The organism is Pseudomonas saxonica (genome assembly GCF_007858365.1).
Classification (GTDB): domain Bacteria; phylum Pseudomonadota; class Gammaproteobacteria; order Pseudomonadales; family Pseudomonadaceae; genus Aquipseudomonas; species Aquipseudomonas saxonica.
Genome location: NZ_VFIO01000002.1, coordinates 68011 through 87876, shown reverse-complemented (window position 1 = coordinate 87876; position 19866 = coordinate 68011). Strand labels below are relative to the sequence as shown.

The following is a 19866-nucleotide window of genomic DNA, read 5'->3' as shown; positions in this document are numbered from 1 at the left end:
TACTTGCCTCCAGCAGGGGGCGAGGGAGGCTGATATTAATCCGTAAACTTTGGAGTTGTGATATGGCTATTGAAATGACGGGCACCGACCTTAGTAATGAAGCACGCATTGCGGCAATCGAAAATCTTGAACTGAACGATGCGACTTCCAGTACGCAATGGCGGATTCAGCCGTCAAGAAGTACAGCAGACATTCATGGGAGCGGGACAGACCAGAGTGCATTGGTAACGGGCAACAGTGTGCTTTCCTTTGTGGGTGGCTTGACGCCTCAGCAGAAGCAGGACGTACAGGATTGCGTGTTATTTGCACAAATGGCAACGGACAAGGCCTTTCCAGATAAAAAGTTATACAGGCAAGAGCGGTTTGACTTCCACAGTGACGTGCTGGCTTTGTGTGGGTGGGGAACGACCAATGAATCCTTGAAGAAGATCACCGGGTTGAAACAAAAGTTCACCATGGATCAAGTGGCACTGGATATTATCTCCAGCGTTATCGGCGTCAATAAAGTCTTGCTTGATATTGTCACGGTGGTCTTCAAGGCGTTGCAAAAAAACCCTAAAGCGCTGGCCTTGTTCGAAAACGAGGCGGGAGGTAACGAGAGTGGCGATTTTCAAATATTGCCGTGTATTGGTACGGCGGATGGCGAAGTATTAATGATCAAGTCGTCCTTTCACTTCACCTCGCCAAAACGCGTGACCAAGGTGCTTTTTTGGGAGTGGAGTCATAACAGTGTCGATTTATATGCCGGGGCCAGCAACACCACGCTTAACCAAAAAGTCTATGCAGGCGTTCGCCAGACCATCAGCGAAAAGTTAGCCTTCACGACCAAGAAGCGTATCGAAAAAATCGAAATTTAATTCGGCCTTCCAAGGAGCTCCTGCATGACTATTGCTCTTGGACACATGAGTGTGAATGCCGGAATAATAATGACACCGTTACTCGACGTGCCGATTTCGTTGCAGAGGCACGCTGACGTCGTCAGTTCGTTGTTGTTGGCGCAATTGAGTGCCCAGTTCAAGTTTCCCTTGGCGTCGCAATACGCTGAGCGAGAGAGCGCTTATCAGTCAGTCCTGGCAGATTTGTCATGGACGACACTCCATCAACCGTACAGCGAGCAACAGGGGGCTCAGAGCTTAGATGTCGTCAATGTGTTGATGACTGAAAGTGCCCGACTGTTTGAATTCCGGATTGGCGTGGCATTTTCAAATCTGGTTTCAAACCTTCAACTCTCTGCGCCAACAGACCTCGCCCGTATGGTATGGCGTGAGCATGTGGTACGCCGTATTCAGCCGGTGCAGGATCCAACACCCGACTGCACCGGGGTTGATGAGTCGGTGGTGTGTATCAAGTTGGCGCTGATCGACTCGGACCTGCTGTTGCATACTTTGATGTTGCGCTTTGTTACCCACACCGTGTTGGCAGAGGACTTCCTGAGCCAGAGTATTCTCACCGCGCCTGACAGTAGCATAGGGGTGCACGGCTACACCTATAGCCTCAATGAGCGTATGTACAGCCAATTGCGGGAGACAATAGACGAGAAGCTCATGCTGAAACGGACGAGCCTGGTCATGCCGTGGGGTTCTTCCTCTTCCCCTTCAGTGTCTGTGGGTTAGTTAACCTTTAACGAGTGGAACATCGCATGGACGCAATAAAAGTCGGAGGCACCTGGGTCTCATTCGTCGAAGGCCTGTCGCGCGAAGATAAACAAGATGTTCAGGACTGCCTGCTCTATGCCGAGTTACGTGCCAATAGTGAAGGGATTGAAGGGTTCGTATGGCTTTCGCACTATCAAAGTACGTTACTGACCCTTGGGTTTAACCTGCAATCCTATATTGTTGACCGGCCCATACTGGTTTTGGATATTCGTCAGGTCGACGAATACGCCGTTGAAGTTTCTGGCGTGCAGAGTACGCAACGCCTCGCACAGTCACTGGGGGACGTTTTTGATGCAATGCCCATCAGGCAGGACGCGCTGAGCTATCTTCGTCATCCGGTAGATAACGCGCAGACGCGTCATTATCAATGTGTGCCTTGTGAGAACACACAGGAAGGGCATGTGATCGTGTTTGTGTGTGGCTTGGCTCTGAGCTGTCAGAGAGCGCGGGCAAGAGGGCGTACGCATGATGTGTACTTGAACGCTAAAGGCGGCGCTTTTGTGTTGAACAGAACGATCTATGCCAGGCATCGAGCGCAGGTACAGGAGGCGGTGCGTCAGGCGGCTGCACACATGGTCAGCGTTATCGAAATTTAAATGAATGATTTAACAATGGCCCTTGCGGGCCATTTTTTATGGCTAATGGCTGTGCGTGTTGACGATGTGCCGACTCAACAGCGCAAGGCGCGGGTCAAGGCACCATATAGCCCCTGATCCCGGTGAAAATAATTTGTGCCGCCAGGGCGCACACAAACAGGCCCATCAAGCGGCTGACAATTTGCAAGCCTTGCTCACCCAGAATGCGCTCAATACGGTTGGACAGGTAAAGCACTACACCTACCGTCAGGCTAGCGAGGGCAATGCTGCTAATCGCCATCAGTTTATCGTCCCAGTGTGGCTGGCTAATGCCCATCACCAGAAGTGCACCAATGGTCCCCGGGCCAACGGTCAGCGGGATCGTCAGCGGGACAATAGTGACGTCTTGATTGACGTTGTCGGTTTGTACCGCCGATTTACCTTGGGCCATGCCCAGCGCTGAAATGAACAACACACTGCCAGCGCCAATTCGAAAGGCGTCCACAGTGATGCCAAATACGTTGAAAATGACGCGTCCGAACAGATAGAGCAATACGCTGGAGATCAACGTTGCCAGCGCTACTTTCCATGCCAGATGCCGGCGCTCTTTACGCGAGTAGCCTCTGGTCAGGCTGATAAAACATGAAAGCACGAAGAATGGGCTGTAAAGCACGAGCATCTTCAAGTACACACTGAACAACACATGGAGCATGGTTTGAGCTCACATTGAAGGAGGGCGACGAAAGTCTATCAGGCCAAATGAACTCTGTCGGCCTGATGACAGGCTCTCTACAGTCCCTGGGAAGGCGAATCCCGGTGTTGACGCTGCTCACGTTGGGCCACCCAATACTCAACCAGCTCACGCAATTGCGACAGCTCTACCGGCTTGGACATGTGTCCATCCATGCCTGCCTGGCGAGCCCGTTCTTTATGTTCGGCCAGAATGTGAGCCGTCAGCGCGACCACGGGGGTACGAATCCGTTGATGGCTGACTTCCCAGGCACGCATTTGTTCAGTGGCCGAAAAGCCGTCCAGCACGGGCATTTCACAGTCCATCAAGACCAGATCGTAACGTTTGGCTTTCATGGCCCTCAGGGCTTCTTCGCCATTGCTGGCAGTATCGGGCTGCAGGTTTAGCTTGCCCAGCATGCCGCGGATGACTTTGGTTGAAATACTATTGTCTTCGGCCACTAAAATCCGGAAGTCATCAGGGACCGTAACCGGAGCAGCGGGGCTGTTGGCTACGGGTTGTGCCGCTGGATTGCCCTTGTTGCGTTGAGTCAACTCATCGGCAAGGGTGGTCTTTAGCGTGTAGCCCGCGACTGGCTTTGCCAGGATTCGCTTGATGCCGCAATTGCGCGCAATGATCTTGCTGGGTGCATTGCTGATACCGGTCAGCATGATCAGCAAGATATCGTGATTCAGGCTCGGGTCTTCCTTGATCTTGGCGGCCAGTTGCATGCCGGTCATGCCGGGCATGTTTTGATCCAGCAGCACAATGTCAAAGTAATCTCGCAGGTGGGCTTTAGTGCGTAACAAGGCCAAGGCCTCTTTGCCCGATGCGGCCGCGTTAACATTCAAACCCCATGCAGTGCATTGTTGTACCAGCACTTTACGGCAGGTGTCGTTGTCGTCCACCACCAGTACTCTGGCGCCCTTGAGTGGACTGTCCAAATCTGAAGTCGGATGTTCCAGGTGCTGTGGGTCTAACGGCAACGTCAGCCACAGATTGGTGCCTTTGGTCTGGCCGGTCTTAATGCCGAACTCGCCCCCCATCAGCATGATCAACTGACGGGCAATGACCAGCCCCAAGTGGCCGCCAAGACGGGTAGCGGCCAGAAAGTTCTTGCTGTGCAATTCAGCATTCAGCAGGGCCTCGCGCTCTTGCTCATCAATCGGCTGGCCTGAGTCCTGTATCGCGATGCGCAGTCGAGGGGCCCCGGAGCGTTCCTCCAGAGCTACGACGATCAATATTTCGCCATCCTCGGTCTTCTTCAGTGCGCTTTCGAGCAAGCTGAGCAGTGTCTGACGCAAGCGCGTAGGGTCACCGCTAATGACACGAGGCACTTGGGGCTGAATGAAACTGATGAGTTCGATGTTCTGCTGTTCTGCTTTAGTGCGGAAAATACTCAAGCAGTCTTCGATCAGAGCGTTGAGATCGAACTGCACATCGTCTAATTCGATTTGCCCTGATTCCAGTTTTGAAATGTCGAGGATCTCGTTGATCAGGGTCAGGAGCTCATTGCCAGCACTGTGGATAGTTTGGACGTAGTCGCGTTGTTTAACGGACAGGGGAGTGCCGAGCAGGAGCTCGGTCATTCCGAGCACCCCGTTCATGGGGGTGCGGATTTCGTGGCTGATCTTGGCCAGAAATTCCGCCTTGGCGTTCACTTCAGCATTACTGGCGGCCAGGTCGCGGCTAATGCTGAATTGATCTTCAGCGATGCTCTGATTGCGTTCGCTTAACGCGATGCTCATCAACAGGCCACTGATGCAGACGATCACCAGCAGCACCAGAATCAGTTCCTGCGGGGCAATCAAGGTCAGGCCCAGCAATGCGGGCAGAATCATCAGGGTGCCAATGTTGAATATAACCATGGCCACTACGAACAGGCGCGCAGGGCGGTAACCTTGATGCCAGTGATAGGCCGCTACCAGCAGAATGCTCAAGCTGGTGAGGGCGACCATACTGTAGGTCACGATATTCAAGGGCAGGCTGTCGATGAACAGTAAAAGCAGCGAGCCGAGGCTGACGATCAAAATGTCCAACAGCAACAGTTTGTGCAGCGCATGTGGGCTCTTGGCCGAGAAAAAGCTGAAGGTGTACATCAGCCCGCAAGGCGCAGTCAGTATCAGCGCCAGGTAAGCGCCAGACGGTTGGGTGCTTAGCCATTCCGGAGCCCAGGGGCCCAGAACGTTCAAAAATAAGGTGCAGCTGATCAGTAGCAAGGCCTCGCAGAGGGCGAGCCATAGGCTGCACATCGAGCGACTGAACGCAAAGCGAATGAGGTTATGCAACACCAGCATTGCCAGGCAGCCCAGCAACATTCCGTAGAGCAGGGGCATACCCTGATTGGCTGCAAGCTCGACAGCAGTATTGAGGGTAATGTGCGGACGCAATTGGTGGTCAGAGATCAAGCGCAGGTAAACATCCAAAGGTTTAGTGCTTTGCGGCAAAGGCAGCAGGTAGTCGCTGCTGGACAGCGGTTTTGCGGACGAGGGCAACGTGTTGCCGGTATTAATCTGGGTGATTATCTTTTGATCATCCAGAACGTACAGGTCGAGATGCGAAAGATCAGGTGCAAATACGCTCAGGACTTGTTCGTGCTTGTCGGGCGGGAGTTTGAACCTTAGCCATAGGGCCTCGCCAGGTTGGGCGGCCGTAAGGTGTTCGAGCTCAATGGGGCTGAACTGGTTGGCAAAGCGTGCTGAGCGAACGTCGCTTAGCTGCAGATCGCCCGTCGCGTCCGAGAAGAGTGCCCAACTGCTGGCTTGTGCAGCCTGCATGGGCATCAAATAGAGCAAAACAGTCAGAAGACTGACGATTAAACCTATGGCGATCCTTAGCCAGCGCACGGTGAAATCCCTTCGTATATTGAGGCTTGGCAGGCACTATGCGCGGTGCTGGAATACTTAGGCAAGGGCTGATAGCCCTTGCCTATCCATATGAGTGGCTTACTTCTCAGCTTCGCCACGTTCGCGTGCAATGGCCCGGTAGCCAATGTCATTTCGGTAGAAGCAACCATTCCAGGAGATGGCTTTGGCAAGGTCGTAGGCCTTTTCTTGAGCAGCTTCGACCGTATCGCCCATCGCGGTCGCGCACAAGACACGGCCACCCGCAGTTACAACTTGGCCTGCCGAGTTGAGCGCGGTGCCCGCATGGAACACTTTACCTTCCAGCTTGGCTGCAGTGTCCAGACCGTGGATGACATCGCCTTTGGCGTAGTCAGCAGGATAGCCGCCCGCTGCCAGAACGATACCGAGGCTAGGGCGTGGATCCCATTGTGCTTCGATCTTGTCCAGCGCTTGAGCCAGAGCGGCCTCAATCAGCAACACCAGGCTCGATTGCAGACGCAGCATGACCGGTTGGGTTTCTGGATCGCCGAAACGGCAGTTGAACTCGATCACTTTCGGGTTGCCGGCTTTGTCGATCATCAGGCCTGCGTACAGGAAGCCCGTATAGACGTTGCCTTCTTCAGCCATGCCGCGCACGGTTGGCCAAATCACCAGCTCCATTACGCGCTGGTGCACCTCGGCGGTGACCACGGGAGCAGGGGAGTAGGCGCCCATGCCACCGGTGTTCGGGCCGGTATCGCCGTCGCCAACACGTTTGTGGTCTTGGCTGGTGGCCATTGGCAGAACGTTCTTGCCGTCGACCATCACAATAAAGCTGGCTTCTTCACCGTCGAGGAACTCTTCGATGACAACACGCGAACCGGCTTCGCCAAAGGCGTTGCCAGCGAGCATGTCGCGCACGGCATCTTCGGCTTCTGCCAGGGTCATGGCGACGATCACGCCTTTACCGGCTGCCAGGCCATCAGCCTTGATCACGATAGGTGCGCCGACTTTCTGCAAGTAAGCCAGTGCCGGTTCAATCTCGGTGAAGTTCTGATAGTCAGCGGTCGGGATCTTGTGGCGCGCCAGAAAATCCTTGGTGAAGGCTTTGGAGCCCTCCAGCTGGGCTGCGCCAGCGGTAGGGCCGAAGCAATCCAGGCCACGTGAGCGGAACAGATCAACCACGCCGGCAACCAGTGGCACTTCCGGACCAACGATGGTCAGTGAAACGTTCTTCTCGGCAAAGTCTGCAAGCTGCTCAAGGGCCAAAACGTCGATGGCGACGTTTTCGCACTTGGCTTCAGTGGCCGTACCGGCGTTGCCAGGCGCCACGAATACTTTAGCGACACGCGGGTCTTGGGCTACTTTCCAGGCCAGTGCGTGTTCACGGCCACCGCTGCCAATGATCAAAACATTCATTTCAAAAACCTCGGATGACGCTGAATTCGGTTTAAAGCCTAAAGCGCTTCACGCTTCAGGAGGTCGTAATGAAGTCGGTAGCTGCAAGGCGGAGTCGACCTTGATGAGCGGAGTTGCCTTTTGGCAATGAGCATCATCGAGGTCGACTCCAACGCAGCAGATGCCGGGTTCAGTACGGCCGTCGTCTAGTTAGTGACGGAAATGACGCATCCCGGTGAAGACCATCGCAATACCGGCTTCGTCAGCGGCAGCAATCACTTCGTTGTCACGCATCGAGCCGCCTGGCTGGATCACCGCGGTGATCCCGGCCTTGGCGGCGTTGTCGATGCCGTCACGGAACGGGAAGAATGCGTCCGATGCCATCACCGCGCCTTGTACTTGCAGGCCAGCGTGTTCAGCTTTGATGGCGGCAATACGGGCCGAGTTTACGCGGCTCATCTGACCGGCGCCGACGCCGATGGTCTGGCGACCTTTGGCGTAGACGATGGCGTTGGACTTCACGTACTTGGCCACTTTCCAGGCGAAGATCAGGTCGTTGATTTCTTGCTCGGTCGGTGCGCGCTTGGTCACGACTTTGAGGTCTTCGCTGCCGATCATCTCGATGTCACGGCTTTGAACCAGCAACCCGCCATTAACGCGTTTGAAGTCCCAGGCCGGGGTGCGCTCTGCGCTCCACTCGCCACAGGCCAGCAGGCGCACATTGGCTTTGGCGGCCACGATAGCGCGGGCTTCTTCACTGACCGATGGCGCGATGATCACTTCAACAAATTGACGCTCAACAATGGCTTTGGCAGTTTCAGCGTCCAGCACACGGTTGAAGGCGATGATGCCGCCAAATGCCGACTCGGTGTCAGTGGCATAAGCCAGTTCGTAAGCCTGGCGAATGCCGCCTTCGGCGTCCGGGCTGACGGCAACGCCGCACGGGTTGGCATGCTTGACGATCACGCACGCGGGCTTGACGAAGCTCTTCACGCACTCCAGTGCGGCGTCTGTGTCGGCCACGTTGTTGAACGACAGTTCTTTGCCTTGCAACTGGGTGGCGGTAGCAATACTGACTTCGGCAGGTTTGGCTTCAACGTAGAACGCCGCTTTTTGATGCGGGTTCTCGCCGTAGCGCATTTCTTGAGCCTTGATGAACTGGCTGTTGAAGGTGCGCGGGAACTGACTGCGGTCTTCGGTGCTGAGTGTTTCAGCGGCCTGATTCACGGTGCCCAGGTAGTTGGCAATCATGCCGTCATAGGCTGCGGTGTGTTCGAAGGCCTTGAGCATCAGGTCGAAACGCTGTGCGTAGGTCAGGCCGCCGGCCTTGAGGTTTTCCAGCACGTTGGCGTAATCGCTGGCATTCACCACGATGGCCACATCTTTGTGGTTTTTAGCAGCAGAACGGACCATGGTCGGGCCGCCGATATCGATGTTTTCGATGGCAGTCGGCAGGTCGCAGCCTGGCTTGCTGATGGTTGCTTCGAATGGGTAGAGGTTAACCGCTACCAGGTCGATTGGCTTGATGCCGTGCTCGTTCATGATGTCGTCGTCGATGCCGCGACGGCCCAGGATGCCGCCGTGAATTTTCGGGTGCAGGGTTTTAACCCGACCGTCCATCATTTCAGCAAAGCCTGTGTAATCCGCGACTTCAACTGCGGCTACGCCGTTGTCTTGCAGCAGCTTGAACGTACCGCCAGTGGAGAGGATCTCGACGCCGAGGGCTTCCAGTTCACGGGCGAACTCAAGGATTCCGGTTTTGTCGGAAACGCTGATTAAAGCGCGGCGGATCGGCAGGCGGGTAGTCTGATCGGTCATCTCGATTTCCATCAAAAGCAAAGGAGTCAGCAAAAAAGGCGGCCCGTTTTACCAGGACGCCTTTCAGGTTTGATTGAATGCTTACAGCAGATCGTACTGTTTGAGTTTTTTTCGCAAGGTGCCGCGATTAAGCCCCAGTAGCTCTGAGGCCTTGGTCTGGTTGCCCTTGACGTAGTTCATGACACATTCGAGCAGGGGAGCCTCGACTTCAGAAAGTACCAGGTTGTACACGTCCGTGACTTCTGCGCCCTCCAGGTGGGCGAAATAATTGTGCAGCGCCTTTTCGACACTCCCGCGAAGGGTTTGGCCTTCTTCGCTAGGCGTATTGAGGTGCTGTTTCAAGTTGACGTTGTCGCTCACGGGCGTTGTTCCACTCACTAATGTCTCGGTCATCATCGTCATGCGGCCACCCATCCTTCGTCCCCTGTCCCCAGGCTCTTGTGTCGTTCGGCGAAAAACGCCTGAACGTTGGCGCATTGTGCTTCCGTGTCTTCTAAACGATTGAAGTGGGCGCGAAACTCCTTGGCGCCCGGCAAGGTTGCGAGATACCAGCCGACATGCTTGCGGGCAATACGAACGCCCAATACCTCTCCATAGAAGGTATGCAATGCAGTCAGATGCTCTAGCAGAATACGTTCCACTTCGGTCATTTCCGGTGCCGGTAACAATTGCCCGGTACGCAGAAAGTGATCAACTTCGCGGAAAATCCAGGGCCGCCCTTGGGCAGCCCTGCCAATCAATAGTCCGTCAGCCCCGGTTGCATTCAACACGTGCAGGGCTTTGTGGGGTGAATCGATGTCGCCATTGGCGAAGACTGGTATCGACACGGCCTGCTTGATCGCGGCGATGGTGTCGTACTCAGCTTCCCCGGTGTACAGGTCGGCGCGGGTTCTGCCGTGCACGGCCAGCGCTTGAATCCCGGCTTGCTCGGCAATTTTTGCCACCGTCAGACCATTTTTGTTGTCGCGGTCCCAACCCGTACGGATCTTCAGGGTGACCGGTACATCAACTGCAGCCACCACGGCTTGCAGGATTTCGTTCACCAATGCTTCGTCTTTCAGCAACGCGGAGCCGGCAGCCTTGTTGCAGACTTTTTTCGCCGGGCAACCCATGTTGATATCAATAATCTGTGCACCCAGTTCCACATTGGCCCTGGCGGCGTCTGCCAGCATTTGCGCATCACCGCCGGCGATCTGTACCGAGCGTGGCTCGGGATCACCGTCGTGAATCATGCGCAGGCGCGATTTACGGCTGTTCCAGAGACTCATGTCGCTGGTGACCATTTCCGAAACAACCAAACCCGCGCCCATCCGTCGGCAAAGCTGACGAAAGGGCTGGTCGGTGACACCTGCCATAGGGGCGAGGATCAATCCGTTATGCAATGTATATGGGCCGATGCGTACCGCCGACATAGGACTTCCCTGTTGTGGGGCCGAATCTGGAGAGTTCGAAAAAGGGTTGGCATGATACCCGCTCTCGATGACTGGATAAAGGCTGGGTTGGATGTTTTTTGAACAATGGGGCCTAAACCCGGCTACAAGCCTCAAGCGCCAAGCGACCAGGCACCCCTGGCGTGCGCGTGGTCTCTCAATAGCCGCTTGAGGCGTGATGCTAAAAGTGCAGCATGCTCACTCGGGGGAGTGAAAGCTCAGGCTGTAATTGACGGCTTTAGGGCCCGGGTCGAGGATGTCCAGCGCTATATGAATAGGCGTTTGCGGGGGCATTTCGGTCTTGGCCATGTCGCCGGTCAAGTATTCACCGGGTTTGAAGCGGCGGCTCGCAATCATCTTGCCGTTCAGGTCAGCAAAGCGCAGCTCCAGCAACGGGAAAGGCTGGGAGAAAGGCGCGCGGTTGTAGAGGATCGCATCCACCACCAATGCTCCTGCGAATTCCGGATGGCTGCGTACCACCAGATTGCTGCTTTTAATGCGGTCAATATCGACCTTGGACGGCACTGTGCAGCCGAGCAGAGGGCACAGTTGCTCAAAAGTCGGTCGGTACTGATCCTGTCTGGCCAATTCTTCAAAGTGGCTGGCAATGTACTGCCCGGCCAAAGCAGCGCCCGCCAGCAGAATCAGCACTATCCAAAGCAGTCGTTTGCCCCATGGAGAGCGGCGCTTTTGCCATTCCAGCTGCAAAGGATCGTCGGCCAGGTCCAGCAGCATTTCGTCGCGTACGCCAGGTTCGTTGCGTTTGCGCCTGTTTTTGCCGGGCGGTGCAGGTTTAAGAGGCTCGTCGTCTTCGTCATCAATCGCAGACAGGTGTTCGCCGGTCCGCTCATCATCATCAACAGACAGCTTGAGGGGCGGCGTGTCGTCGGGCTCCTCAATGTCCAGTGACAATGAGGGTTCTGAACGACCGGTACGAGCGGGCTCGGCGTCACTGTCATCGGCGCTTGTGGCCAGTGCTGACGATTGAGCACGTTCAGCGGCTGAGTCACTGAACAGGCTGTCAGACCATTCGCTTTCTTCGGCATCCGGCGTGTCGCGACGGGCGCTTAGCGAACTGTCCTTCGATTTTTTTGGTTGACCGAAGGTTTTGCTTGGCTGGATTTCAAGTTCTTCAAGTTTGGCCAGCTCTTCGTCCAGATCCAGATGGTCGAGGTCCATCTCTTCGGTTTGCCAGGCCACCGGTTTGGCGCTGGCGGGCGGCTCGATAACCTCGGGTTGTGCCACATTAGGGGCCGTCACGGCAGGTTGCTGTTCAGTTTCAGTGCGTTTATTCAGCAGTTGCTGTGCGGCATTGAACACTTGCAGGCAGGAGCCACAGCGCACCACCCCGCGTGCCATGCCCAATTGAGCATGGTTTACGCGGAAACTGGTTTGGCAGTGCGGGCACTGGGTAACGAAGCTATCGCTCATGTGGCCATCCGGATTGGGCAGGCGTGCATTCTAGCGCCGACGGCCACTGATGCGCACCCAGCCATCGCGAGTGGCGATCGGGTCGAGGTCAAAGTCCTTGGCGTAGGCTGCGGCCACTTCTTCGCCTTGCTCGGCGAGGATGCCGGACAGTGCCAGGCGACCGCCGGGTTTAACCAGGCCCGACAATTGCGGCGCCAGAGACACCAGTGGGCCGGCGAGGATGTTGGCGACCACGACATCGGCCTGCACCTGTGGCATGTCTTCAGGCAGGTACAGTGGGAACAGCGCCGGGTCGATACCGTTGCGGTTGGCGTTATCGCGCGAAGCTTCCAGCGCTTGCACATCGATATCGGTGCCGACGGCTTCCTTGGCGCCCAGCAGCAGGGCGGCAATGGCCAGAATGCCCGAGCCGCAGCCAAAATCCAGAACGTTGCAGTCCTTGAGATCCTGGCCGTCCAGCCATTCGAGGCACAGTGCTGTGGTCGGGTGGGTGCCGGTGCCGAACGCCAGGCCCGGGTCGAGCAGCAGATTGACCGCGTCAGGTTCGGGTGCCGCGTGCCAGCTCGGTACGATCCACAGGCGCTGACCGAAGCGCATCGGGTGGAAGTTATCCATCCAGCTGCGTTCCCAGTCTTGATCTTCGATCACTTCGGCGTGATGTTCTGGCAGTGGCGAGCCGGTGAGCAGCTCCAGATGGGACAACACGAGGTCGGCTTCGGTGCCGTCTTCGAACAGGGCCAGCAAATGGGTGTGTGACCACAACGGGGTGGTGTTGAGTTCAGGTTCGAAAATCGGTTGATCTTCGGCATCCATGAACGTAACCGATACGGCGCCGACTTCGAGGAACGCGTCTTCGTAGGTTTCAGCTTGTTCTGGGCTGATGGCGAGGCGTACTTGCAGCCAAGGCATGGCGGGCACCTTTGAAAAATAAGAGTGTGCAGCCGGTAGGGCTGCGAGAAACGCGCCAGTTTACGCGAGCGCAGGCATGGGGGGTAATCAAAAAACGATGAAAAGCCAAAGCCCCTCACCACGCCTCTCCCGAAGGAGAGGGGACTTAGACCGCACACAGATACACATTCACCGCAAATCTGCCCCCTCTCCCTCCGGGAGAGGGTTGGGGTGAGGGGAGTTCTGCGCCACACACAACAAAGCCGCTCGAAAGCGGCTTTGTTGACGGGATTACAAACTTACTTGTTAGCCAGTTTGTGTTCCAGGTAGTGAATGTTGACGCCGCCTTCGCAGAAGCCTTCGTCATTCACCAAATCGCGGTGCAGCGGGATGTTGGTTTTGATCCCGTCGACCACGATTTCGTCCAGGGCATTGCGCATGCGCGCCATGGCTTCGTCGCGGGTCGAGCCCCAAGTGATCAGCTTGCCGATCAAGGAGTCGTAGTTGGACGGAACCTTGTAACCGCTGTACAGGTGCGAATCGACGCGAACGCCGTTACCGCCCGGAGCGTGGAAGTGCTTGACCAGACCTGGGCTCGGCATGAACGTGGCCGGGTCTTCTGCGTTGATCCGGCACTCAAGCGAGTGGCCGTGGATCTTCACATCATCCTGTGTAAAGGACAGCGTGTTGCCTGCCGCAATGCTCAGCATCTCTTTCAAGATGTCGATGCCGGTGACCATCTCGGAAACCGGGTGCTCTACTTGCACACGAGTGTTCATCTCGATGAAGTAGAAACGACCATTTTCGTACAGGAACTCAAAAGTGCCCGCGCCGCGGTAGTTGATGTCGATACAGGCTTTCACGCAGCGCGCCAGAACTTCCTGGCGAGCCGTTTCATCGATACCCGGTGCTGGCGCTTCTTCCAGAACCTTTTGGTGACGACGTTGCAGCGAGCAGTCGCGGTCGCCCAAGTGGATGGCGTGACCCTGACCATCGGAAAGTACCTGAACTTCCACGTGACGCGGGTTGGTCAGGTATTTTTCGAGGTAGACCATCGGGTTGCTGAACCAGGCGCCGGCTTCTTCACGGGTCTGCTTGGCTGCTTCGATCAGGTCTTCTTCGCGGTTTACAACACGCATGCCACGACCACCACCGCCGCCAGCGGCTTTGATGATCACCGGGTAGCCAACTTCACGGCCAATGCGCAGTGCGGCTTCAGGGTCTTCCGGCAGTGGGCCGTCAGAGCCTGGAACAGTCGGAACGCCCGCCGCGATCATGGCGTGCTTGGCCGAAACCTTGTCGCCCATCAGGCGGATGGTGTCGGCTTTAGGACCGATGAAGGCAAAGCCGGATTTCTCGACTTGCTCGGCGAAGTCGGCGTTTTCAGCCAAAAAGCCGTAGCCAGGGTGAATCGCCGTAGCGCCTGTCACTTCAGCGGCCGCGATGATGGCCGGAATGTGCAGGTAAGACAGGTTGGCCGGTGCCGGGCCGATGCAGACGGTTTCGTCTGCCAGACCCAGGTGCATCAGTTCCTTGTCGGCAGTGGAGTACACCGCGACGGTCTTGATGCCCAGTTCCTTACAGGCCCGCAGGATGCGCAAGGCGATCTCGCCGCGGTTTGCGATTAGAACTTTTTCCAGCTTTTTAGGCTTCAGCATCGTGGGTTCCCCGTGGTTCAAACGATGGTGAACAGCGGTTGGTCGAACTCAACCGGCTGACCGTTTTCTACCAGGATGGACTCGATAACACCGGCTTTTTCAGCGGTGATGTGGTTCATCATTTTCATCGCTTCAACGATGCAAATGGTGTCGCCGACTTTTACGCTCTGGCCGACTTCAACGAAGGCAGGCGAGGTAGGCGAAGGCGTGCGGTAGAACGTACCGACCATTGGCGACTTAACCACAAAACCGTTCAGTTTTGGTGCAGCAGGCGCTTCGGTCACGGTGGCAACCGGGGCCACAGCCACTGGAGCGGCAGCCGGAGCTTGTTGCATTGGCGCGGGTGCGTAGAACTGCTGAGCTGGAGTCTTGCTGTGACGGCTGATGCGTACGGACTCTTCGCCTTCTTTAATTTCCAGCTCGTCGATGCCGGACTCTTCCAGCAGTTCGATCAGTTTCTTAACTTTACGGATATCCATGAATCGTCAACTCCCAATGGGTCGGTCAGGGGCGTTTAGCTTGTAGTTCAAGCTGTTCCAGGGCGGCCTCCAAGGCCAGTCGATAACCGCTGGCGCCAAGGCCGCAGATCACACCTACTGCAACGTCGGAGAAGTAGGAGTGATGGCGGAAAGGTTCGCGTTTGTGCACGTTAGATAAATGCACTTCGATGAATGGGATGCTCACCGCCAGCAGCGCGTCACGTAATGCCACGCTGGTGTGGGTAAAAGCAGCCGGGTTGATCAGGATAAAGTCCACGCCTTCGTTGCGCGCAGCATGTACCCGGTCAATCAATTCATACTCGGCATTGCTTTGCAGGTAGAGCAAATGGTGACCGGCATCGCGGGCTCGCTGCTCCAGATCCTGATTGATTTGCGCCAGGGTGGTAGCGCCGTAGACCCCCGGTTCGCGGGTGCCTAGCAGGTTCAGGTTGGGGCCGTGCAGAACCAGAAAAGTCGCCATCTGCTGTTCCTTGTTATGTGTGTGCAGTTAACAGTGACGGGCGACTATGCCGAAAAGTCGATTGGCTGTCCAGTTAACTGCAATAGCCAGCACGATGACCGATGTTCGCGAAAAGTTTATGACTGAGGCTCTAAGTCTGGTCATTCGCTTTGCCGACACGTTCGGCGAAGTCTTGTGCATTGATCTCGCCAATGACCCGTTGGTCACTTTTTTCTTCGCCGTTTTTGTCGAAGAACATCAGTGCCGGAGGACCGAACAGTGCGTAGCGATCCAGTAAAGCGCGCTGCTCGGCATTGCTGGCGGTCATGTCAAAACGCACGAGCTGATAGCCCTTGAGCAACGTGAGGACATTGGGCGCGTTGAGGACTTCGTGTTCGATCACTTTGCAGCTGATGCACCAGTCGGCGTACCAGTCCAGTAGCACCGGTTTGCCTGCGTTTTTAGCCGCAGCCAGTGCGCTGTCCAGTTCGTCCGGGGTGCTCACGGTCAGCCATTGGCCGTCGGGCTGCGCAGTGTTGGGCGTGGCTACAGTGGACGTTTGGGCATGGCCGACAGGATTGAATGGGTCACTTTGACCGCTGAGCGCGCCAAACCAGCACGCCAGGGCGTAAACCAGCAAGAACAGACCGAGCAACTGCGCCAGGCGCTGGCGTGGTGCTTTGTAGATGAACTCGAGCGTACCCAGAAACAGGCTCACACCGGCCGCCAGCGAACCGATCAACAGCAGCGTGACGGGCCCGGGTAAAACGCGGCTGAGCAAGCCGATAGCCAGCCCAAGCAATAGCACGCCAATGGCATTTTTTACGCTGACCAGCCAAGGGCCGCTTTTGGGAAGCCACGCCGCACCGCCCGTTGCGACCAACAGCAGCGGAGCGCCCATGCCCAGGCCGAGGGCGAACAGCTTGAGCCCACCTCCCACGGCATCGCCACTGGCGCTGATATACAACAATGCACCGGCCAGCGGCGCGGAGACGCAAGGCGAAACCAGCAGGCTGGACACTACGCCCAGCACGGCCGCACCCCAGAGTGAGCCGCCCTGTGTTCGATTGGCGACACGGTCAAGGCGATTGCTGAGGGCCTGCGGCAACTTCAGTTCGAAGACTCCAAACATAGCCAGCGCGAAAATGCCAAAGAACAGCGCAAACGGCACCAGCACCCACACCGATTGCAGCCGTGCTTGCAGATTGAGTTGAGCGCCGAACATCCCCATCAGCGCACCCAGCAGCGCGAAGCAGGCCGCCATGGGCAATACGTAGGCCAGCGACAGGCTGAAACCGCGCAGGCCACCCACTTGGCCGCGCAGCACCACGCCGGACAAAATCGGCAGCATCGGCAACACGCAGGGGGTAAATGTCAGGCCAAGCCCCGCGAGGAAAAACAACGCCAGTTCGCGCCAATTCCACGACATTTCATCGCCGGGGGCCATCTCTGCGGATACTGTCGCGCCGGTTGCACCGATGCTCAGGCGCTCTGTCTCGGGGGGGTAACACAGCCCTTTGTCTGCACAGCCTTGATAGGTAACGACCAGGGTAAAGGGGCGCGTATCGTCGGCCGGGCGCGGGATGTCGACATCGACAATGCCGTGGTAGACCTCTACATCGCCGAAGTATTCGTCATGCTTTTGCTCGCCGGCGGGCAAATTTACAGTGCCCAGGGCGATATCGGCGGGCTCTGTTTTAAAGGCGAAGCGGTGCCGGTACAGGTAATACCCTTCGGTCGGTACAAAGCGCAGTTTGATCGATGTGGGTGTGCTTTCGATCAGGTTGAGCTTGAAGGCTTCTCGCACCGGCAAGAAGTCGCGGCTGTTATTGATTGCACCCAGCGTCGAGCTGGGGCGGTTGTCCAGCAACCCGGTTGCCATGGCTGGCAGGGTGCAAAGCATGAACAGAAGGCAGATCAAGCGGCGCATAGGACCCTCGCAAATCAAACGTGGGCGCATGATAACGGAGTGGCCTGAGCTGTGCTGATACCCGATGCCCGGAAGCGCGCGTGCACGCGTCGTATTGTTATGGATTGGAGCGATACGGGTTTTTGAGGGCGGGAAGGTCATAGAGGATCAACTTCAAGTTGATGTCGTTACGTTTATAGACCCATGTCACACGCTGATCGTTGGCGACATTGCACGTAACATCAACAATGCCTTCCAGTACGAGCCGAATACCGATCCCTTCATTTGTCGGGGTGTGGCACGTCAGTTGTTCATATCTCAACGGGCCGCTGGGTCGATACGTATAGCTGGCGACACTTTTGAACGGGTGTTTGTTAAGCGCGTCATGGGTAGCGTCCAGTTGGGCGGGCATCGAAACAATAAACAGCCTCTCGTTTGCGACTTCATCGTCCACCAGCTCATAAGCAAAGTGGGCTTGCGGAGGCACCAGGCACGGGTTGACTGTTTCGGGGGGGTGTAAACAGGGATAGCCGCCCGTGTTTTGAATAATGACAGCGAGGTATCTGGAGTTGTTTTCTATATGCAAGGTTGCGCTGTTGCCGGGCGGGACGAAGAGCAGAAGCACAATGAAAATGACGATTCTCATGGCAGTGCCGCCTGTGAAATACAGGGTTTCAATCGTTTAAAACGCGGGTCAAGTAAAACGCCTTTGAGCCAGAACGGCTACTGTCATAAGTATCAGGTGGAGGGCGGGTGGCAGCCTAAGTACTCTTCTATAGGGTGTCAGTCGAATGACGGGACAAGGCCATTCTGAAAAAGAGATGCATTAAGCCTTGATTTAAAAACGTGCACCTACAGGCAGCACGATGGGTTAGGGTTGTGGTCGAATTGTTGAACCTGATATTGAAAGGATATGGCCATGCTGGACTGGAAGAAACGTGAGGGCAGTGCCCGCGAGTCGGTCAAGGAAAGCCACGCGCAGCCGCGTGGCTATTTCAAAAGTATTCTGCTTAGCCGCTCCATTGCCGTTTTGCTCGGCATTTACGTGGTGGTATGCCTGGGTCTGGGGTGGTATTGGAGCCAGGAGCCTGACTTGTTCCCGGTTCAGCAAAATGCGCAAATGGCCGCCGAAAAAGAAGGCAAGCAAATGGTGCCGGGCTTCACCACCGTCGAAACACTTAAAACGGTAGCCGGTACTTTGCTGAATAAGCCTGGGGGGTATTTGTCCAATGACCGCTTGCCGCCAGGTGTGCTGCTCGACAACATTCCCAGCTGGGAATATGGCGTGCTGGTGCAGGTGCGTGACCTGACCCGCGCCTTGCGTAAAGACTTTGCCCGTTCGCAATCACAGTCGGCTGAAGATGCTGATCTGGCCAAGGCCGAACCGCGCTTCAACTTTGACAACAAGAGCTGGATGCTGCCGTCCAGCGAATCCGAATATCAGGAAGGCATCAATTCTCTGAGCCGTTATCAGGCGCGACTGTCTGATCCGAGTCAGAAAAACGCGCTGTTCTATGCACGAGCCGACAACCTGAACAACTGGTTGGGCGATGTGGGTACCCGTTTGGGCTCGCTGTCGCAGCGTCTGTCGGCGAGCGTGGGGCGTGTGAAGCTCAATAGCGCGCTGAAAACCGAGAGCTTGCAACCGGGGCAAGTCCCGGTGGTTGACGAAGAAATTGTCGAAACCCCGTGGATGCAGATTGATAACGTGTTCTATGAAGCGCGTGGCCAAGCGTGGGCGTTGTCGCACTTGCTGCGGGCCATCGAGGTCGACTTTGCCGATGTACTGGCCAAGAAGAACGCCACGGTGAGCGTGCGTCAGATCATTCGTGAACTGGAAGCTGCGCAAGAGCCGGTATGGAGCCCGATGATTCTCAATGGCAGTGGCTATGGTGTCTTGGCCAACCACTCGCTGGTCATGGCCAACTATATTTCCCGCGCCAACGCGGCGGTCATGGACTTGCGTCAACTGCTGTCACAAGGCTAAGGCATGTCTATATCAGTCAATGAGGCCGCGCACCGTGCGGCCTCGGATGTTGAACAAGTGGTCTGGGTCGACCGTGATGACCGCGTGCTCGGTGCCAAACCGCGTCATGAACTGCGCGAGCAAGGGTTGATCGGGCGCGGCACGTTCATTCTTTTGTTCAACTCGTCGGGCGAATTGTGCGTACATCAGCGCACCTTGAGCAAAGCGTTGTACCCGGGGTTTTGGGATGTGGCGGCAGGCGGCATGGTGGGCGTGAATGAAAGCTACGCCGAGTCGGCCGCCCGCGAGTTGGATGAAGAACTGGGCGTCAGAAATGTGCCGCTGACGGCCCATGAGCGTTTCTATTTTGAGGGCCCGCAAAACCATCTGTGGTGCGGCGTGTTTTCGGCGGTTTGGGATGGCCCGTTGCGGGTTCAACCTGAAGAGGTTCAGCAAGCGTTATTTATGCCGGTAGCCAAAGCGTTGCGTTTGAGTGAACAGCAGAATTTCTGCCCCGATTCACTGGATGCCCTGAAACGGTATCTTGCTCAAAGCCAAACCCTGTAGCCGCTGCCGAAGGCTGCGATGGGGTGCATAGCGGCCCCGAAATCCTTAAGGCCCGATAGCCCTTGTCACAGCCTGCG

The 19866-nt window shown here is 56.3% G+C and carries 18 protein-coding genes; 5 read left to right on the top strand and 13 right to left on the bottom strand.

The genetic code is table 11. The features are described from left to right. Window positions 1-62 precede the first annotated feature (62 nt). From FJD38_RS07620 to FJD38_RS07610, 3 genes are read left to right on the top strand one after another with little or no spacing between them, the layout of a single operon-like run. Entirely contained in the window at window positions 63-857 is a 795-nt protein-coding gene (locus FJD38_RS07620) for a hypothetical protein (RefSeq protein ID WP_146384713.1), read from the top strand. Window positions 858-881: 24 nt separating this feature from the next. After that, window positions 882-1613 carry a hypothetical protein gene (locus FJD38_RS07615; RefSeq protein ID WP_146384711.1) on the top strand — a complete coding sequence of 244 codons (732 nt, stop codon included), beginning with the start codon at window positions 882-884 and terminating at the stop codon, window positions 1611-1613. Between the two features lie 26 nt (window positions 1614-1639). Beyond that, window positions 1640-2251, top strand: a complete 612-nt coding sequence (locus FJD38_RS07610) for a hypothetical protein (protein ID WP_146384710.1) — start codon at window positions 1640-1642, stop codon at window positions 2249-2251. A 94-nt stretch (window positions 2252-2345) separates the two neighbouring features. Here FJD38_RS07610 and FJD38_RS07605 read toward each other — a convergent pair whose 3' ends face one another. From FJD38_RS07605 to FJD38_RS07545, 13 genes are all read right to left on the bottom strand, one after another. Next, on the bottom strand, window positions 2346-2942 hold the full coding sequence (locus FJD38_RS07605) for a MarC family protein (RefSeq protein ID WP_122785003.1): 597 nt from the start codon (window positions 2940-2942) through the stop codon (window positions 2346-2348). Window positions 2943-3019: 77 nt separating this feature from the next. After that, window positions 3020-5806 (bottom strand): hybrid sensor histidine kinase/response regulator, encoded by a 2787-nt coding sequence (locus FJD38_RS07600; protein WP_146384708.1) that lies wholly within the window; start codon window positions 5804-5806, stop codon window positions 3020-3022. Between the two features lie 99 nt (window positions 5807-5905). Further along, a complete protein-coding gene (gene purD / locus FJD38_RS07595) occupies window positions 5906-7204 on the bottom strand; it encodes a phosphoribosylamine--glycine ligase (RefSeq protein ID WP_146384706.1) in 1299 nt (432 codons plus the stop codon). A gap of 189 nt (window positions 7205-7393) precedes the next feature. Then, window positions 7394-9001, bottom strand: a complete 1608-nt coding sequence (gene purH, locus FJD38_RS07590; protein ID WP_146384704.1) for a bifunctional phosphoribosylaminoimidazolecarboxamide formyltransferase/IMP cyclohydrolase — start codon at window positions 8999-9001, stop codon at window positions 7394-7396. Window positions 9002-9082: 81 nt separating this feature from the next. After that, on the bottom strand, window positions 9083-9403 hold the full coding sequence (gene fis / locus FJD38_RS07585) for a DNA-binding transcriptional regulator Fis (RefSeq protein ID WP_003439210.1): 321 nt from the start codon (window positions 9401-9403) through the stop codon (window positions 9083-9085). Beyond that, window positions 9400-10413 (bottom strand): tRNA dihydrouridine synthase DusB, encoded by a 1014-nt coding sequence (gene dusB, locus FJD38_RS07580; protein ID WP_122784999.1) that lies wholly within the window; start codon window positions 10411-10413, stop codon window positions 9400-9402. Before dusB ends, fis begins: the two co-directional genes overlap by 4 nt. 216 nt (window positions 10414-10629) lie before the next feature. Next, window positions 10630-11862, bottom strand: coding sequence for a DUF3426 domain-containing protein (locus FJD38_RS07575; RefSeq protein ID WP_146384702.1), 1233 nt, complete (start codon window positions 11860-11862; stop codon window positions 10630-10632). 30 nt (window positions 11863-11892) lie between these two features. Continuing rightward, entirely contained in the window at window positions 11893-12771 is an 879-nt protein-coding gene (gene prmA / locus FJD38_RS07570; RefSeq protein WP_122784997.1) for a 50S ribosomal protein L11 methyltransferase, read from the bottom strand. Between the two features lie 278 nt (window positions 12772-13049). Continuing rightward, the gene (gene accC, locus FJD38_RS07565; RefSeq protein ID WP_122784996.1) at window positions 13050-14408 is read right to left on the bottom strand and encodes an acetyl-CoA carboxylase biotin carboxylase subunit; all 1359 of its coding nucleotides are present in this window, start codon (window positions 14406-14408) and stop codon (window positions 13050-13052) included. Window positions 14409-14425: 17 nt separating this feature from the next. After that, window positions 14426-14887: an acetyl-CoA carboxylase biotin carboxyl carrier protein gene (accB, locus tag FJD38_RS07560; RefSeq protein WP_122784995.1), complete on the bottom strand. Its 462-nt coding sequence runs from the start codon at window positions 14885-14887 to the stop codon at window positions 14426-14428. 25 nt (window positions 14888-14912) lie between these two features. Beyond that, window positions 14913-15368, bottom strand: coding sequence for a type II 3-dehydroquinate dehydratase (aroQ, locus tag FJD38_RS07555; RefSeq protein WP_048360251.1), 456 nt, complete (start codon window positions 15366-15368; stop codon window positions 14913-14915). Between the two features lie 130 nt (window positions 15369-15498). Further along, entirely contained in the window at window positions 15499-17277 is a 1779-nt protein-coding gene (locus FJD38_RS07550; protein WP_146384700.1) for a protein-disulfide reductase DsbD, read from the bottom strand. Window positions 17278-17374: 97 nt separating this feature from the next. Further along, window positions 17375-17902 carry a hypothetical protein gene (locus FJD38_RS07545; RefSeq protein ID WP_146384698.1) on the bottom strand — a complete coding sequence of 176 codons (528 nt, stop codon included), beginning with the start codon at window positions 17900-17902 and terminating at the stop codon, window positions 17375-17377. Between the two features lie 273 nt (window positions 17903-18175). On the opposite strand from FJD38_RS07545, the gene FJD38_RS07540 reads away from it, so the two are divergent. Both FJD38_RS07540 and FJD38_RS07535 read left to right on the top strand, forming a co-directional pair. Continuing rightward, window positions 18176-19243, top strand: a complete 1068-nt coding sequence (locus tag FJD38_RS07540) for a DUF2333 family protein (RefSeq protein ID WP_122784992.1) — start codon at window positions 18176-18178, stop codon at window positions 19241-19243. Between the two features lie 3 nt (window positions 19244-19246). Next, complete coding sequence (locus FJD38_RS07535; RefSeq protein WP_146384696.1) at window positions 19247-19789, top strand: NUDIX hydrolase; 543 nt, start codon at window positions 19247-19249, stop codon at window positions 19787-19789. Window positions 19790-19866 lie beyond the last annotated feature (77 nt).

Bases quoted from the DNA above. Each gene is read 5' to 3' on its own strand.
- fis (WP_003439210.1), bottom strand. From the start codon at position 9,403: ATGACGATGATGACCGAGACATTAGTGAGTGGAACAACGCCCGTGAGC.
- accB (WP_122784995.1), bottom strand. From the start codon at position 14,887: ATGGATATCCGTAAAGTTAAGAAACTGATCGAACTGCTGGAAGAGTCC.
- purH (WP_146384704.1), bottom strand. From the start codon at position 9,001: ATGACCGATCAGACTACCCGCCTGCCGATCCGCCGCGCTTTAATCAGC.
- purD (WP_146384706.1), bottom strand. From the start codon at position 7,204: ATGAATGTTTTGATCATTGGCAGCGGTGGCCGTGAACACGCACTGGCC.
- FJD38_RS07620 (WP_146384713.1), top strand. From the start codon at position 63: ATGGCTATTGAAATGACGGGCACCGACCTTAGTAATGAAGCACGCATT.
- FJD38_RS07575 (WP_146384702.1), bottom strand. From the start codon at position 11,862: ATGAGCGATAGCTTCGTTACCCAGTGCCCGCACTGCCAAACCAGTTTC.
- dusB (WP_122784999.1), bottom strand. From the start codon at position 10,413: ATGTCGGCGGTACGCATCGGCCCATATACATTGCATAACGGATTGATC.
- FJD38_RS07550 (WP_146384700.1), bottom strand. From the start codon at position 17,277: ATGCGCCGCTTGATCTGCCTTCTGTTCATGCTTTGCACCCTGCCAGCC.
- accC (WP_122784996.1), bottom strand. From the start codon at position 14,408: ATGCTGAAGCCTAAAAAGCTGGAAAAAGTTCTAATCGCAAACCGCGGC.
- FJD38_RS07545 (WP_146384698.1), bottom strand. From the start codon at position 17,902: ATGAGAATCGTCATTTTCATTGTGCTTCTGCTCTTCGTCCCGCCCGGC.
- FJD38_RS07540 (WP_122784992.1), top strand. From the start codon at position 18,176: ATGCTGGACTGGAAGAAACGTGAGGGCAGTGCCCGCGAGTCGGTCAAG.
- FJD38_RS07605 (WP_122785003.1), bottom strand. From the start codon at position 2,942: ATGCTCCATGTGTTGTTCAGTGTGTACTTGAAGATGCTCGTGCTTTAC.
- FJD38_RS07615 (WP_146384711.1), top strand. From the start codon at position 882: ATGACTATTGCTCTTGGACACATGAGTGTGAATGCCGGAATAATAATG.
- FJD38_RS07610 (WP_146384710.1), top strand. From the start codon at position 1,640: ATGGACGCAATAAAAGTCGGAGGCACCTGGGTCTCATTCGTCGAAGGC.
- aroQ (WP_048360251.1), bottom strand. From the start codon at position 15,368: ATGGCGACTTTTCTGGTTCTGCACGGCCCCAACCTGAACCTGCTAGGC.
- FJD38_RS07535 (WP_146384696.1), top strand. From the start codon at position 19,247: ATGTCTATATCAGTCAATGAGGCCGCGCACCGTGCGGCCTCGGATGTT.
- prmA (WP_122784997.1), bottom strand. From the start codon at position 12,771: ATGCCTTGGCTGCAAGTACGCCTCGCCATCAGCCCAGAACAAGCTGAA.